The sequence below is a fragment of the Bacillus sp. Pc3 genome (assembly GCF_000815145.1).
GTDB classification, from domain to species: Bacteria; Bacillota; Bacilli; order Bacillales; family Bacillaceae; genus Bacillus; species Bacillus velezensis.
The window spans coordinates 1506127-1521542 of the sequence record NZ_CP010406.1 but is presented as its reverse complement, the minus strand read 5'-3'; the positions used below and the strand labels follow the sequence as shown (position 1 = coordinate 1521542).

The window sequence follows — 15416 nt, the reverse complement described above, 5'->3', positions numbered from 1 at the left end:
GAGGAGTGTAAGTTGACGGATATTTATAAAGCGCTTTCGATTGCTGGGACTGATCCTTCCGGAGGGGCGGGAATTCACGCGGATTTAAAAACATTTCAGGAACAAAAGGTATATGGAATGGCAGTTATTACATCAGTTGTTGCACAAAATACACTTGGTGTGAAAAGTTTTGAGGAGATGTCTCTTCAGAATATATCTCAGCAAATAGACTGTGTCATGGATGATATAAAACCGGATGCTGTCAAAACCGGTATGCTTGCAAGTATAGGAATTATTGAATTGCTGGCAGAAAAGTTAAAAGACGCAAATATTCAATCGTATGTGATGGATCCGGTTATGATTGCTAAAAGCGGACATCATCTGCTCCATAAGGACGCCATTGATCATTTGAAGAAATTATTAATACCCCAAACAACTGTTATTACACCGAACATTCCGGAAGCGGAAGTAATCATCGGCAAATCAATCGAGACTGTACAGCAGATGCGTGATGCGGCGAAAGAAATAGTGGAGGTATACGGGGCAAAAAGTGCTGTCGTAAAAGGGGGGCACCTGAACGGAGAAGCCCGTGATATTTTGTACTTTGACGAGGACTTCGAGGAATTTGTTTCTCCCCGCTTTGACACAAAGCATACTCATGGAACAGGCTGTACGTTTTCAGCTGTGATAACTGCAGAGCTGGCAAAGCAGCACAGCATACCGGAATCAGTGGCAACTGGAAAGGAATTCATTTCAGCAGCCATTAAACATCCCTTAGGAATCGGGAAAGGACAAGGCCCTACAAATCATTTTGCGTATCGCTCAACTATTAACCAAGAGACAACCGCTTAAGGAGTGTTATGATGATCTCCGAGAATTATGATGTATTTTTATTTGATTTAGACGGAGTGATATATATAGGAGATAAAGCTTTACCAGGAGCTGTGGCCTCTTTAAAACGACTCCGTGAAGAAAAGAAAGCCATTCGCTTTTTAACGAATGATCCTTGTGTTACAAGAGAAACGATTGTGAAACGCCTTCATAAACTGGGGATTTCAGCAAGTATTGATGAAGTGTTTACTGCGGGGTGGGCAACAGCTGATTACCTTGTCAGTGAAGGAATAAAGAAGGCATATATATTGGGAAATGACCAACTTAAAAGTGAAATTCAAAAGGCCGGTATTGATCTTACGGAAGATCAGGCGGAGGCTGTTGTCATTGGCTGGGATCAAAATATTACATTTCAGGATGTGCATAAGGCAGTAAACCTCATCCGCTGCGGGGCTTCATTTATCGCTGCAAACGGGGATAAAACATTTCCTGCCGCTAACGGACCAGCTCCCGCGACAGGCGCTATAGTCGCGGCTGTTAAAACAGCAGCTGCTAAAGAGCCGATTATAATTGGAAAACCGGCGTCTTCAATATTTGAAAAAGTACTCGAGTCTTTTGAAGATAAAGAGAGATGCGTTATGATTGGGGATACGCCTGAAACAGATATTGTCGGAGCAAACCAAATAGGCATCACTTCCGTATTAGTTTCTGAACAAAATACTTTATTTCCTGCAAAACATGATTTTAGAAATCCGGATGTTGTGATCCGCGATCTGAAAGACTTGTTCGATAATGAAATAAAGGCAGAAGTACGGAAAAAACCGGATTTCCAATGGACAGAACAAGTGAAAGCCGGAGTCGCTGGAATTATAATTAAAGAATCAAGTTCCGTTTTATTAATGAAGCGTGCTGATAATGGTTTATGGGGCATTCCTTCAGGACATGTGGAACCTGGTGAAACAGTTGAACAAGCAATTATAAGAGAAATAGAAGAGGAAACTGGATTAGTGGTGAAAGTCTCTAAAATGATAGGCGTTTATTCTGATCCGAGTTCACAAACCTTTATATACCCTGACGGCAGAGTCAGCCATTTTATTACCAATTGTTTTCAATGTGACGTCATCGGCGGCACTTTGAAAAAGTCCACTGAGGAAGCCATGGAAATCAGATATTTTGATATCCATGAATTACCTGAACATCTCTTGCCGATGCACCCGAGATGGCTGGATGATGCTTTGGAAATGAAAGAGAATGCTTTTATTCGATAAGGAACAGTATGTCAAAAATACTTTTTGGGGGTTATTTACAAACGATTAACGGTTTTCAACCCGTTTTTCTCGGCCGCGTTCCAAAAAACACCAAGTGTCACAGACCCTTGGTGTTTTTTAATTCCGGCAGAACCATAATGCAAGAGCGGCAGAAAAGAAGGTATAATGGGCGGAGAAGAGGTGTCAGCCAATGAAAATAACCAGAGAGACATTAGAAAATCAGCAAATTTGGATATATGGTGTGACTCTTGTAATCGGCGGAATAGCGGGGATCGCCGGGAAAGATTCAGGACTTCTCTGGGGATGGACGATATCACCGCTTATCGCTGTTCTCATGTATGCCATGTTTGCCCAAATCCCATTCTTGAAGCTGAAGGAAGCCATGTCAAACCTCAAGTTTATGGCGGCTTTATTGATCGGTAATTTCTTAGCTGTACCTGTCGTTGTATGGGTGTTAACCGCCATTTTTCCTCAATCTCCTCCTATATTATTAGGGGTTTGTTTGGTATTGCTTACACCTTGTATTGATTACGTCATCGTCTTTACTCAGCTCGGCAAAGGAAATGAGAGATTAATACTGGCTTCCACGCCGGTTTTGTTCGCCGTTCAGATGGTATTGCTTCCGTTATACCTGTGGCTGTTTATCGGGAAAGAAGTGATAGGGGCTGTTCATGCGGAACCGTTTCTGGAAGCATTCTTATTGTTAATAGCAGTGCCGCTGCTGGCGGCGGTGATGACTCAATTATGGGCTGATAAGAAGCTGGCGGGAGAAAAGGTGCTGGAATGGACGGCGTGGCTGCCTGTTCCTTTTATGGCTCTGGTCTTACTGGCGGTAGTCGCCACACAAATCGGAAAGGTCATCAGTGATGCTGACATCATTATATGTGTGATTCCGATCTATCTGTTATTCCTGCTCATTATGCCGTTTGTCTCCCGGCTTATCGCATATGCGTTCCGTCTGGATACAGGTGAAGGAAGAGCATTGATCTTCAGCACGGGCACAAGAAATTCTCTCGCAGTCCTTCCGTTAGCGCTGGCTTTGCCGGATGCTTGGGCCTCATTAGCCGCCGCTGTAATCGTCACACAGACGATTGTTGAATTGATAGGCGAATTGGTTTATATAAAAGCGGTGCCCGGTTGGCTGCTGAAATAAAAAATAATTTGAACTGAAAAAAACATACCAACAAATATTGGTATGTTTTTTATGTCGATTATAAAGTTGAAATATCAATGACGAAACGGTAGCGGACATCGCTTTGGAGAACCCGTTCGTACGCTTCATCAACTTGATTGGCCGGTATCACTTCAATTTTAGGAGCAATGCCGTGCTCGGCGGCGAAATCAAGCATCTCCTGAGTCTGCGGAATACCGCCGACGAGTGAACCCGCAATGCTGCGGCGGCCCGTGATTAAGGAGAACACACTGTATGAGTCCGGCTTAGCGGGCGCTCCCACATTTACCAATGTACCGTCAATGCGAAGCAGGGATAAGTAGGCATCTACGTCAAGGTTCGCGGATACTGTATTTAAAATAAGATCAAATCGTCCGGCCAGCTCAGTAAATGTATCCGGATCGCTTGTTGCAAAGTAATGATCGGCTCCAAATTCAAGCGCTTCGTCTTTTTTGTTCATTGAGCGGCTGAGGACGGTGACCTCTGCGCCTAAAGCGTGCGCGAATTGAACGGCTAAATGTCCGAGCCCGCCCATTCCGACAATCGCCACTTTTTTGCCGGGGCCGGCATTCCAGTGTTTCAGCGGAGAATAGGTGGTAATGCCCGCGCACAATAGCGGGCTGGCAGCAGCCAAATCCAGCTGATCCGGAATCCGGACAACGAATCTGTCAGTGACAACTATTTTTTGGCTGTAGCCGCCGTACGTAGGGTTTCCGTCGTAGTCCAGGTTATTATAAGTCTGAACAACGCCTTTTGTGCAATATTGTTCGTCTCCGTTCAGGCAGTATTCACATTCCCCGCAGGAGTCTACAAAACAGCCGACACCCACACGGTCGCCGACGGCAAATGTGGTGACTTCTTCACCCACGGCTTCCACAACTCCGGCAATTTCGTGTCCGGGAACCATCGGAAAGATTCCGCCGCCCCATTCATCGAATGCACTGTGGATGTCTGAGTGACAAATCCCGCTGTACTTAATATCAATCAGGATATCGTGCGGCCGTAATGCTCTTCTCTCAATCGTTGTCCGCTCAAATTTAGCTTTTGCATGCGGAGCGCTTAATACACGAGTCGGATGATTATTGCACATGGTTATCTTCCTTTCCAAGATAAAGTGATGAATCCTCTGTTCGATTTTACTTTAAATGTTAAAGCGGACTTTAAGTCAAGGAGTTTGGTTTATTTTTTTATGAAATGATATTCTATAATGGCACGCTTATGAAAGGTATGAAGGACGGGTGGTAAAAATATGAAGATTGCGCAGGCTGCAAAGCAGGTTGAGTTATCAGCCGCAACGCTTAGGTATTATGAAAGTATAGGACTGATTCCTCCGGTAAAACGCGATGAAAGCGGCATCCGCGATTATGACGAAGATGATGTGAATTGGATTCAATTTATAAAATGCATGAGAAGTGCCGGGCTGTCGATTGAGGCGCTGATTGAATATACCGCTTTATTTATTGAAGGAGCCGATCATACAATCGAACCCCGAAAAAACATCCTGATAAATGAAAGGAAAAGGCTGACGGAGAAACAGAGGGAAATTGATGAAACCATAAAACGATTAAACAGGAAGATTGAGGATTACGAAGATATCCTTGAAAATGAAGCGAAACTTAAAAACAGATTGAAAGCTGAATGTATTTCTGAATGAAGAGAAGGTGTCCCGGACGCGGGGCCGCATGAAATGTACCAAGGGAAACGAGCCTTGGTTTTTTTATTTTCTAAAGAGTGGAAACAAAACAGCCTTTTCTATCTTATCAATCATTACTTATCCTTTTTTCAGCTTGACTTTTTTACTGCAGACTTTTAAAGTGTGAAATGTTGCTTAGACTGTGATTAGCGACTTTAATGCTGAAAAGAGGTGGTTTACCCAGATGAACAATAAAAAGAACCCTTGGGCGTTATTGCCTTTAGTCTTATTCGTAGGGCTTTTTGTCGGCTCTGGTCTGGTGACCGGAGATTTTTATAAATTGCCGATCTTGATTGCCGCGATCATTGCGTCAGCTTTTGCGCTGTTATTTAACCGGAAGAAATCGCTCAATCAAAAAATAGAATGGTTCGCTTCCGGTGCGGGACATCCTGATATTATCATTATGGTTATGATTTTTATATTGGCAGGTGCCTTTGCTTCAGCGGCTGAAGCGATGGGAGCGGTGCATTCAACTGTCAATCTTGCTTTGAGCGTTATTCCGCAGCAGTTTTTGCTGCCGGGGCTGTTTATCATTGCTTGTTTTATTTCTATATCGATGGGAACATCAATGGGCACGATTGCGGCGGTTGCGCCGATCAGCGCGGGTTTGAGCGGCGAGCTTGGCATCTCCGCCGCGATTCCGATTGCGGCTGTGGTCGGCGGAGCTATGTTCGGAGATAATCTTTCTTTTATTTCCGATACGACCATCGCGGCAGTCCGGACGCAAAAAACACAAATGAGGGATAAATTCAAAACGAACTTTCTGATTGTTTTGCCCGCTGCCATTGTGACTGTTATTATCTTATTTTTTATTCCGGCAGGCCACGCCGTCCATACGGGAACTGCATCTTACAGCTGGATTAAGGTGCTTCCTTATATCGCCGTGTTGGTTTTTGCGTTAATCGGTATTAATGTGATGGCTGTCATATTCGGCGGATTGATTTTGACGGGAATCATAGGGTTAGCGTGCGGCAGCCTTACGTTTGATTCTTATTTTAAGGCGATTACGGAGGGAATTGCCGGAATGAGCGATCTGATCATCCTGTCCATGCTGATCGGCGGGATGGTCGGCGTGATGAAACAAAACGGCGGGATCGACTTTTTACTGGAGTTCATCACGAAACGAATCCGTTCGAAAAAAGGCGCCGAAGCCGGCATTGCCGGACTGGTCAGCGTGACGAATCTGGCTGCGGCCAATAATACGATCTCGATTATCGCAGCCGGGCCGATTGCAAAGAATATCGCTGATAAATTCAACATCGACAACAGAAAATCGGCAAGTATTCTGGATATCTTTTCGTGCATGATTCAAGGATTGATTCCTTACGGCGCGCAGCTGTTATCAGCCGGAAAATTCGGGAATATTTCACCCGTCAGCATCCTGCCATACTCTTTCTATCCCGTTTTAATCGGAATCTGCGGCATCGCCGCCATCATATTTGGACTGCCGAAATTCACAAGAAATACGAAATGAAAAAAGGCGCCGTTCGGCGCCTTTTTTCTTTCATGACAGCCAAGCATTTCTCAAAAGCTGTACGCCCTGTGTGATCTGATCCGTATCGAGATGAGCGAAACCTAGCTTTATGATCGGCGGTTCGGGTTTTTCGGCAACGAAATAAACGGCGGTAGGATATACCTTCACTCCGTACTGAAAAGCGCGTTCGATTAATGTTTCTTCTGTATAGTTCAGGTGAACTCTCACCAATATATACAATCCCGACTGCTCGCCGATGATCGTCACATGATCGCCGAACTGCTGCTTTACATGTGAAATCAAGTGCTGCATTTTTCGCCTGTAAACAATGCGCATGCGCTTAATATGGCGGGTCCATTCACCGGCCTTCATCAATTCAGCCATGGTCAGCTGGTTAAGCGAAGAAGCGGTGCTTTCGAAATGAATAAACCGTTCTTTATACCGGTGCAAAAGGCGCTGCGGCAAAACCATATAGCTTATGCGGATGCCCGGAAGAAAGGATTTTGAGAAATTCCCTAAATAAATCACCCGGTCTGATTGAATGGAAGCAAGAGCGGGAAACGGCTGCTGTGTATAACGGAATTCACTGTCATAATCATCCTCAAGAATATAACCCTCTCTATGATTCACCCAATTGATCAGAGTTTGGCGCTGCTGAATGGACATGCTTACGCCGTAAGGGCTGTGATGGGATGGGGTCACATAGATTAATTTTTCTTTCATTGCATGTAATTGAGAAAAATCAGCTCCGTTTTCATAGACAGGCATCGTTTCCAGAGATAGCCCGTGAAATTGAAATGCCGCTCTGGCACCGTCAAATCCCGGGTCTTCAACGATCATTCCCGAAAAATCCTCTTTCAGAATCCGGCTGAGATATATCAGCATCTGCTGCGTGCTGCTGCCGATGATAATGGAATCCGCATCTGTTTTCACTCCGCGGGATTCCAAGAGATAAGCGGCAATTTGTTCACGCAGGCCTCTCTCGCCGAACGGTTCGCCGTACAGAAAGCTTTTCTCTGATGTCAAAACTTGATTGTATAATTTTCTCCATGTTTTCAGAGGAAAATGCTTTTGATCGACGGCTCCGGCGCAAAAATCAGTCAGGACCGGCTGAGTTGATTCGGTTTTTTCAGCGTAAACAACATCGTTTTCTTTTTGAAATATAGAAGGTTCTACTTCATTTACAAAATAACCTTTGCGTGTTTCTCCGCGAATGTATCCCTCCGCTAAAAGAAGATCATAAGCCATCAGCGTTGTATTACGGCTTACCCGCAGGGAATCTGCCAGCTCCCGAATCGAAGGCAGCCGCTCATCTGCCTGAATATTTCCCTGCTCAATCAATGTTTTAAATTGTTCGTAAATTTGTTTGTATTTCGGGGTATCGCTTTCGAAAGCGAAAATCATATTTTTCATCAGATGTTCTCCTCTGACATGTGTATTTATTCCTAACTGTACCTTTTTAAATGTCAGTTGATATCTTATTATAGCGGAAAGCGCTTTATCAATCCATGTTCGAGAGGAGAGTTTTGTATGTATATTCCGGCTCCATTTCAGCTGAGTGAAGCTGAAGCGTGCGATGTCATCAAAGAGTATGGTTTCGCAGCATTGTTTTCAACGGCGGAAGGCATGCCGTATGCAACCCACCTGCCATTGATGATGAGTAAGAATCACGAATGCTTATACGGTCATTTTGCATTGCCGAACCCCCAATGGAAAGAGATTGATGGCCAAAACGTGTTAGCCGTTTTTCAAGGGCCTCATTGTTATATCTCACCTAAATGGTATGAGACGAATCAGGCTGTACCCACTTGGAATTATGTGGGGGTTCATGTTTACGGAGAGGCGGAGCTTTTGGATGAGGAAGAAACCGTGCAGTCGATGAGTGAACTCGTATTGAAATACGAAAGCCCCGACAGCCCGTACAAATTAGAGGATGTCGATGCGAAATTGCTGGCAGGCATGAACAAAGGGGTAAAAGGCTTTAAAATCAAAATCAGCAAAATAGAGGGGAAAGCAAAGCTGAGTCAAAATCATTCAGCTGCAAGACAGGGGCTGGTCGTACAACAGCTCAAACAGATTCCTCATACAAACGAACAGCTCATTTCCGGCTTGATGGAAGAAAACATCAAACGGATCACTGCGAACAACTGACAAGCATGTTAAAAACATACCGGCAGCATGCGGTATGTTTTTTCAGGTTATGAAGCTTTTCTCAGGATGAATAACGACTCAAACAGCACATAAATCAACGGCGCCATTAAAATGAAGAAAGAATGAAAAATAGCATACGGTATGAGTAAGTAAACGATAAGTTTCAATAGAATGGTAGATGGTTTATTGAATGTCCAGCGGTTCTTCAAGATATCAGTCATACAAGCTAAAACAAGGCCGACCGTCAAATATCCGGCTGCTATGTAAAGATAAATAAAAAGGTAAAACGGGTAAGAAGACAACGGCGGTGTGTCTTCCTGTGTCATTTTTAAACCCACATAAAAGACCAATAAAAAGCAAACGGACGAAACGAGAGTTAACAAAAGGTGTTTATATAAATACTTCTTCATGTGTTCACCTGCCTATGGCGCAATTATTTCTTAACATATTATGACATGGTTTTACCGTTTCTGCTATGTGAGCGGGGCGTAAAGAATCAATATCATCTTTTTATGAATCCGGATTTTTTGTTCGGATGGATGTAAAGAAGAATACATCAAAAAAAGCTGTCAGCTTGGTTCTGACGGCTTATTTTTGGTGAATGGCTTATTTCTCCGTGTTGAAATAAAGCAATGCGATGACCGGAAAAGCGATTCCAATCCATAATGTGATACTCCACCCGCCTGAGGCGTATGCCCATCCTCCGATTGATGATCCTACAGCACCGCCCAGAAAGAAGATGGCCATAAATAATCCGTTTAATCGGCTGCGAAATTCAGGTGCCAACGAAAAAATAGCACGCTGACTGAGTACCAGATTGGCAGATACACCCATATCCAACAGGATAGCTGCGGCCACCAGAACTGCTATGCCGACGGGGGAGCTGCTCTGAATCATGAGCGGGAGTAATAAAGAAACGATGACAACACCAAGAGCGATTCCGGTGGCAAGCCGGGTCAAGCCGCGATCAGCCAGACGGCCGCCTATCGGTGCTGCCGCTGCACCTGCAATGCCCGCTAATGCATACAGCGCGATTGCCTTTTGAGAAAAATGAAAAGCAGGACCGGACAATAATAAAGGCACAGTCGTCCAGAACAAGCTGAAAGCGCCAAATACAAACGCATGATAAATGGCACGGCGGCGTAAGACCGGAGTCGTGCGCAGCAGCTTCCACATTGAGCCGAGTAAGACGGTGTAGCTTGTGTTTGCTGTTGGTTTTCTGGCAGGAAGCACTTTTGATAAGACGATTGCCAGGACAACACTTAACGCGGCGGATAAAGCAAATATGGCATTCCACCCCCATATATCAGCGACCAGACTGGATATCGGACGGGAAAGCATAATACCGAGCAGCAGGCCGCTCATCACATTGCCGACAACCCGGCCGCGTGCGGCGTCCGGTGCAAGGTATGATGCGAACGGAACTAGCACTTGGGCTGCGATGGATCCCAGTCCGATGAAAAACGCAGCGGCTAAAAACAGTGTTCCATGCTTCGCAAATGCTGTCAGTGTCAAAGCGGCTGCGCTTAGAAGGAGCGATACAACGACAAGTTTTTTGTTTTCGATAATGTCTCCCAAAGGGACGAGAAACAGTAAGCCGGCAACGTATCCGATTTGGGTCAGTGTGACAATCAGTCCGGCGCTGCTTGGAGAAAGCCCGATTGCCGCACTAATGAATCCTGCCAAGGGCTGTGCATAATAAAGATTAGCGACAATGATACCGCATGCCGTTGCGAGAAGAAGGGTTAAACCAGGTGAAATTCCCTGATCCGCTGTTTGTTTGTTTTCTTTAGCCATATGAATGAACTCCTTTTTAAGTGGTTTTTATGATGCTTTGATAAATGATTTGCTGATTCATCTCCTTTACGCAGAGGCTTTTGGAGTCTGCATTTCATCAAGACTTCCATCAGGTTACTTTGTAAACTGAACGTTTAGTTTTATTATAAACAAATAATATACTAAACGTTCAGTTTTGTAAATGGGTTTCTGTTTTCTTTTTTTATACAGGTTAAGTATACTGAACGTATCGTTTATAATTCGGGAAGGAATGATTCATGTGCAGAGTAAACGAGGACGGCCGCGCGATGAAGGAACACATAAGGCGATTCTTTCTGCAGCCTATGATCTATTGTTGGAAAATGGCTTTGACGCGGTGACAGTCGATAAAATTGCTGAGCGTGCCAAAGTAAGTAAGGCAACGATTTATAAATGGTGGTCAAACAAGGCTGCCGTTATCATGGACAGCTTTCTTTCGACCGCTACGGACAGACTGCCTGTGCCCGATACAGGATCAACAGTGCAAGATATATTGACCCACGCCACGAATTTAGCAAGGTTTTTGACGAGCCGGGAAGGAACCGTTATTAAGGAATTAATCGGTGCGGGGCAGCTGGATGCAAAATTGGCGGAAGAATATCGCACGCGATTTTTCAAGCCCCGCCGCCTCCAAGCGAAAGGCCTTCTGGAAAAGGGAATTCAAAAAGGTGAATTAAGAGAGAATCTTGATATTGACGTAAGCATCGATCTCATTTACGGACCGATTTTCTATCGTCTGTTGATCACAGGTGATGAGGTGAATGATTCCTATGTGCATGATCTGGTGATGAGTGCGTTTAAGGGAGTTCAGCCTGCCTGAAAAATACCCGGATCATGTGAAAGAGATACAGACTTCTGCTCCCTATGGGCGGAATATAATGAAAAGGCCGAACAAGTTCATTGTTCGGCCTTTTCTGATTGATTTGCGAACCGCCGGGCGGCCGCCACGCAAGCGATAACGCCGGCATTCACCGCCGCAAGTTCCCATCCTGCTTTTTCATGGAGAATCATGGCGGCCAGTAACAGTCCGAAGAAAGGCTGCAGAAGCTGCAGCTGTCCGACCGCGGCGATGCCTCCCTGGGCGAGTCCGCGATACCAGAATACGAAGCCGATCAGCATGCTGAATATTGAGACATATGCAAGACTGAGCAGTGCGGGCGCGCCGATGTTTGACCATGAGTCCGGCATGAAGCAGAAAGACAGGATGAACATAAGGGGAAGCGATAAAACGAGTGCCCAAGAGATCACCTGCCAGTTGCCAAGCCGCCGGGAGAGGCGGGCGCCTTCAGCATAACCGAGACCGCACACGATAATCGAAGCGATCATGTACGTATCACCGAGCGGAGAGGATTCTCCTCCTTGCAGCAGAGCATATCCGGCTACGAGGATGCTGCCGGCAGCCGAGAAAATCCAAAAGACCGGCCTGGGCCGTTCGCCTCCTCGCAGTACGCCGAAGATCGCCGTCGCAAGCGGGAGAAGCCCGATGTAGACAATGGCATGAGCGGATGTGACATGCTGAAGCGCTAAGGCTGTAAGCAGCGGGAAACCGATCACGACGCCGAGCGCTACTGTTATTAGTGAAATGATGTCGCTTTTGGCAGGGCGTTTCTCTTGAAAAATGAGGAGCAGAGCGCCTGCCAATATACCGGCTATCGCGGCGCGGCATACGGTGAGAAAAACCGGGTCAAAGTCCGCTACAGCCAAGCGGGTCGCAGGAAGCGAGCCGCTGAAAATGAGCACGCCGATAAATCCGTTAATCCAGCCGTTTGCGGCTTTCTTCATTCCAATCACTCCAATATATATTTCTAAACCCATTTTCAAAGTTTATAATGACTATAAACTGAAATTGGCCTTATACAAATGGCCAGTTTTTATAAAAAGAAGAATGCCAGTTTGGAGGGAGTAAAAATGGATATCACGCCATTTTTAAATAGAAATCTGAATATTCCGCTTTATCAGCAGCTTTATCGGCATTTTAAGGAAAATATGCATCAGGGCCGTCTTCCTAAAGGACTGAAGCTTCCTTCAAAAAGGCTTTTGTCAAGTCAGCTTTCCGTCAGTCAGACGACTGTAGAGCGGGCCTATGAACAGCTTGCCGCCGAAGGCTATATTGTCAGTAAGCCGAGAAGCGGATGGTTTGCCGATTACGACTCGGACGCCGTCTATGTGAAAAAGCCGGGCGCTTCGCCTGTTCAAACAAAGGCGAAGGAAGACTGCCAATGGATTGATTTTCACTACGGCACTGTGGATGCCGCTCATTTTCCTTTTTCGGCATGGCGCAAAAGCATGGTTGCAAGCTTAGATCAATACGGACATGAGCTGTATCGGCCCGGGGATGATTTGGGCGAGCTTGAATTGAGAACGCTCATTTCGGAGTACTTATATCAGTCGCGCGGAGTGAATTGTCTTCCTGAACAAGTGATAGTCGGCGCCGGGAACCCTGCTCTTTTGCAAATGCTGTGCAAAATATTTGAAGCAAATCTATCCATCGGATATGAAGATCCGGGTTATCCGAGAGCGAGGGAGATTTTTAAAGCCAATCACATGAAGATCATTCCGATACCCGTCGATGATGAAGGAGTCTGTATCCGGAAGCTGAATGAAGAGCGGCCACGTCTTGTATATGTCACGCCTTCTCATCAATTTACGTTAGGAACTGTTATGCCAGTAAACAGAAGGATTCAGCTGCTGAAATGGGCGGAGGAACATCAATCGTTCATTATAGAAGATGATTATGACGGTGAATTCCGATACACCGGCCAGCCAATCCCATCATTGCAGGGGCTTGATCAGCATCACCGTGTTATTTATATGGGGACGTTTTCCCAATCTCTGCTTCCTTCGCTGCGCATCAGCTATATGATTCTTCCTTTGCCGCTTATCGAAAAAGGCAGGGAAATCGCTTCTTTATATAAACAGACCGTCTCCTGCCACAGTCAGCTGACGCTGGCTCAATTTATCAAAAGCGGAGAGTGGCAGAAACATATTAACAGAATGAGAAAGCTGTACCGGAAAAAAAGAGCGGTATTATTAGAGGCCGTGCGGCGCGAGCTGGGACAATACGTCAGGATTCGCGGAGAAAATTCCGGGCTGCGGATTTTACTTGACGTTCATCTGCCTTTCAGCGAAAAAGAGCTGATTGAAAAGGCGGAGGAACAAGGCGTCAAAATCTATCCCGTGTCTCTTACCTATCAAAAACAGGTCCCTGAAAAAACAGTTTCTCTCGGTTTTGCGGGGGTTTCTGAAACCGATATACAAGAAGGCATAAAAAAACTGAGAGCCGCCTGGGCGCTGTAAAAGGCAGCTCACAGTTTGAAATACTGAAGCTTGAGTCAGGGGTGCAGTCTCAGCAGCAAAACGATTTATAGGACGGGCAGGCGGAGCGCAGTATCAATATTTTGCAAATTGAGTCGGACTTGTTCATTTGTGTTCCACGGGTGATACCAGCCTTTTTCCATCATATAGCGTGAGATTTGCTCGTGCATGTCAAGGGCTTCTTCTAAGTGCCGGGTGAGGATCGCTTTCACTTCAGGCGTTCCGGCTTCCGTCGCCGCCATCGCATAGTTTCTGACACCGCTTTTTGCCGAATTCAATAAATCCATTGCGACAATTTGGTCTGTCAGTGCATTCATTCCCGTCAAGTATTCAATAATCGGATTCATTCGTCATTCATCTCCTCATTCATGCTGTGCATCAGATAAAATTGAGGCAAATTCCTGCAATTGCCTTGTTGATGTATCCGCATCCTGCTGCATGATTTCTTTCAGCTGCGGATCGGATACGAGCGCTTTCATGGTTTTAGATTTCGTCAGACAAAGTGACTTAAAAGAAGCCATCTCCTGAATTTCAAGTAATTCATGTAAGGCGCTGGTCATTTCTGTAGCCTCCGTTCTCTAAGGTTTGAGTACAACTTTTATGCAATCATCTGTTTTCGTGTCAAACATCTCATAGCCGTGCTTCGCTTCGCTGAGCGGAATGACATGGCTTACAACATCGCCCGGATCAATTTTGCCGGTTGACACCAGTTCAAACATATACGGCATATAGTGGATGACGGGAGCTTGTCCTGATCGGATATTGACGTTTCGCTGCATGATATCGCCAAGGGGAAACCCGTTGTATCTGCCGCCGTACACGCCCGTAATCTGGATCGTTCCGCCTTTTCGCACCGCTTGGGACGCGATGACCAATGCGCTCATCGCTCCGCCCTGAAGTTTTAATCCGCTGGCGAGGAACTCAAGATCCGTCATTTTTCCGTCCATGCCGACGGCGTCAATGACCACGTCGGCGCCGCCTTTGGTGATTTCCTTCAGGTAGCTGCCCGTATTTTCGTGGTCTTCGAAGTTCACGATTTCCACTTTATTCGTCCGTTTCGCATGCTGGAGACGGTAGTTGACATAGTCTACGGCTATTACGCGTTTTGCTCCCTTTAACCAGCAGAATTTTTGAGCGAAAAGGCCCACGGGCCCGCAGCCGAGAACGATAACTGTATCGCCTTCTTTTACGCCGGCATTGTCAACGCTCCAAAAGCCGGTTGTCATCGCATCGGAAATAACACTCAGTTTCTCATCCGGTTCTTCGCATGTTTCGGGAACTTTAAAGTGAGTAAAGTTCGCAAATGGCACGCGCAAATACTCAGCCTGGCCTCCCGGATAGCCGCCGGCATTTCCTGAATAGCCGAAATAAGCGCCTATATCGCCGTTCTCATTTGATTGATCACATTGGCTTTCCAGGTGATTTTTACAATAAACGCATTCTCCGCAGGCGATATTAAAAGGAATAATGACACGGTCGCCTTTTTTGACTTTCGTCACGCCGGGACCGGTTTCTTCCACGATGCCCATCGGTTCATGGCCGATGATGTAGTCTTCCTGCAAGTTCGGGATGAGTCCGTGGATTAAATGTAAATCTGATCCGCAAATTGCCGTACTTGTGACTTTTATAATCATGTCATCGTGTTTTTCAATCTTCGGATCAGGCACGTCTTTCACAACGACGTTTTTCACTCCTTGATACGTTACGGCCTTCATGCTG

General features: G+C 45.7%; 16 protein-coding genes. 8 read left to right on the top strand and 8 right to left on the bottom strand.

What is annotated here, in order from left to right:
- Nucleotides 1–12: 12 nt before the first annotated feature.
- The 3 genes from thiD (at nucleotide 13) to SB24_RS06985 (ending at nucleotide 3231) form a co-directional block, all read left to right on the top strand.
- Nucleotides 13–831, top strand: coding sequence for a bifunctional hydroxymethylpyrimidine kinase/phosphomethylpyrimidine kinase (thiD, locus tag SB24_RS06995; protein WP_014417014.1), 819 nt, complete (start codon nucleotides 13–15; stop codon nucleotides 829–831).
- An 8-nt stretch (nucleotides 832–839) separates the two neighbouring features.
- Nucleotides 840–2078, top strand: a complete 1239-nt coding sequence (locus SB24_RS06990; RefSeq protein WP_015416907.1) for an HAD-IIA family hydrolase — start codon at nucleotides 840–842, stop codon at nucleotides 2076–2078.
- 190 nt (nucleotides 2079–2268) lie between these two features.
- On the top strand, nucleotides 2269–3231 hold the full coding sequence (locus tag SB24_RS06985; RefSeq protein ID WP_039252578.1) for an arsenic resistance protein: 963 nt from the start codon (nucleotides 2269–2271) through the stop codon (nucleotides 3229–3231).
- A gap of 58 nt (nucleotides 3232–3289) precedes the next feature.
- Here SB24_RS06985 and SB24_RS06980 read toward each other — a convergent pair whose 3' ends face one another.
- Nucleotides 3290–4339: an NAD(P)-dependent alcohol dehydrogenase gene (locus SB24_RS06980; RefSeq protein ID WP_039252575.1), complete on the bottom strand. Its 1050-nt coding sequence runs from the start codon at nucleotides 4337–4339 to the stop codon at nucleotides 3290–3292.
- A gap of 159 nt (nucleotides 4340–4498) precedes the next feature.
- Between SB24_RS06980 and SB24_RS06975 the strand changes: the two genes are divergently transcribed.
- Both SB24_RS06975 and SB24_RS06970 read left to right on the top strand, forming a co-directional pair.
- The gene (locus tag SB24_RS06975; RefSeq protein WP_007409338.1) at nucleotides 4499–4903 is read left to right on the top strand and encodes a MerR family transcriptional regulator; all 405 of its coding nucleotides are present in this window, start codon (nucleotides 4499–4501) and stop codon (nucleotides 4901–4903) included.
- A 223-nt stretch (nucleotides 4904–5126) separates the two neighbouring features.
- Entirely contained in the window at nucleotides 5127–6416 is a 1290-nt protein-coding gene (locus SB24_RS06970; protein ID WP_039252571.1) for a Na+/H+ antiporter NhaC family protein, read from the top strand.
- 30 nt (nucleotides 6417–6446) lie between these two features.
- Here SB24_RS06970 and pdxR (SB24_RS06965) read toward each other — a convergent pair whose 3' ends face one another.
- Entirely contained in the window at nucleotides 6447–7829 is a 1383-nt protein-coding gene (pdxR, locus tag SB24_RS06965; protein WP_039252568.1) for a MocR-like pyridoxine biosynthesis transcription factor PdxR, read from the bottom strand.
- A gap of 117 nt (nucleotides 7830–7946) precedes the next feature.
- On the opposite strand from pdxR (SB24_RS06965), the gene SB24_RS06960 reads away from it, so the two are divergent.
- Nucleotides 7947–8567: an FMN-binding negative transcriptional regulator gene (locus SB24_RS06960; protein WP_039252566.1), complete on the top strand. Its 621-nt coding sequence runs from the start codon at nucleotides 7947–7949 to the stop codon at nucleotides 8565–8567.
- A 47-nt stretch (nucleotides 8568–8614) separates the two neighbouring features.
- On the opposite strand, the gene SB24_RS20560 is transcribed toward SB24_RS06960, so the two are convergent.
- Together SB24_RS20560 and SB24_RS06950 are read right to left on the bottom strand one after the other, a co-directional pair.
- Nucleotides 8615–8977, bottom strand: a complete 363-nt coding sequence (locus SB24_RS20560) for a hypothetical protein (protein WP_015416912.1) — start codon at nucleotides 8975–8977, stop codon at nucleotides 8615–8617.
- A 196-nt stretch (nucleotides 8978–9173) separates the two neighbouring features.
- Nucleotides 9174–10364, bottom strand: coding sequence for an MFS transporter (locus SB24_RS06950; protein ID WP_015416913.1), 1191 nt, complete (start codon nucleotides 10362–10364; stop codon nucleotides 9174–9176).
- A 259-nt stretch (nucleotides 10365–10623) separates the two neighbouring features.
- Here SB24_RS06950 and SB24_RS06945 point away from each other — a divergent pair, with 259 nt between their 5' ends.
- A complete protein-coding gene (locus SB24_RS06945; protein ID WP_007409331.1) occupies nucleotides 10624–11202 on the top strand; it encodes a TetR/AcrR family transcriptional regulator in 579 nt (192 codons plus the stop codon).
- Between the two features lie 77 nt (nucleotides 11203–11279).
- On the opposite strand, the gene SB24_RS06940 is transcribed toward SB24_RS06945, so the two are convergent.
- A complete protein-coding gene (locus SB24_RS06940; RefSeq protein WP_015416914.1) occupies nucleotides 11280–12164 on the bottom strand; it encodes a DMT family transporter in 885 nt (294 codons plus the stop codon).
- A 126-nt stretch (nucleotides 12165–12290) separates the two neighbouring features.
- Between SB24_RS06940 and pdxR (SB24_RS06935) the strand changes: the two genes are divergently transcribed.
- A complete protein-coding gene (gene pdxR / locus SB24_RS06935; RefSeq protein WP_039252563.1) occupies nucleotides 12291–13679 on the top strand; it encodes a MocR-like pyridoxine biosynthesis transcription factor PdxR in 1389 nt (462 codons plus the stop codon).
- 65 nt (nucleotides 13680–13744) lie between these two features.
- Here pdxR (SB24_RS06935) and SB24_RS06930 read toward each other — a convergent pair whose 3' ends face one another.
- Genes SB24_RS06930 through SB24_RS06920 form a run of 3 tightly spaced genes read right to left on the bottom strand, consistent with a single transcriptional unit; the run spans nucleotide 13745 to nucleotide 15412 of the window.
- Nucleotides 13745–14044: a spore coat protein gene (locus SB24_RS06930; protein WP_014417026.1), complete on the bottom strand. Its 300-nt coding sequence runs from the start codon at nucleotides 14042–14044 to the stop codon at nucleotides 13745–13747.
- A 15-nt stretch (nucleotides 14045–14059) separates the two neighbouring features.
- Complete coding sequence (locus SB24_RS06925; protein WP_015416916.1) at nucleotides 14060–14257, bottom strand: hypothetical protein; 198 nt, start codon at nucleotides 14255–14257, stop codon at nucleotides 14060–14062.
- 18 nt (nucleotides 14258–14275) lie between these two features.
- Nucleotides 14276–15412: a zinc-dependent alcohol dehydrogenase gene (locus tag SB24_RS06920; RefSeq protein ID WP_014417028.1), complete on the bottom strand. Its 1137-nt coding sequence runs from the start codon at nucleotides 15410–15412 to the stop codon at nucleotides 14276–14278.
- Nucleotides 15413–15416: the final 4 nt, after the last annotated feature.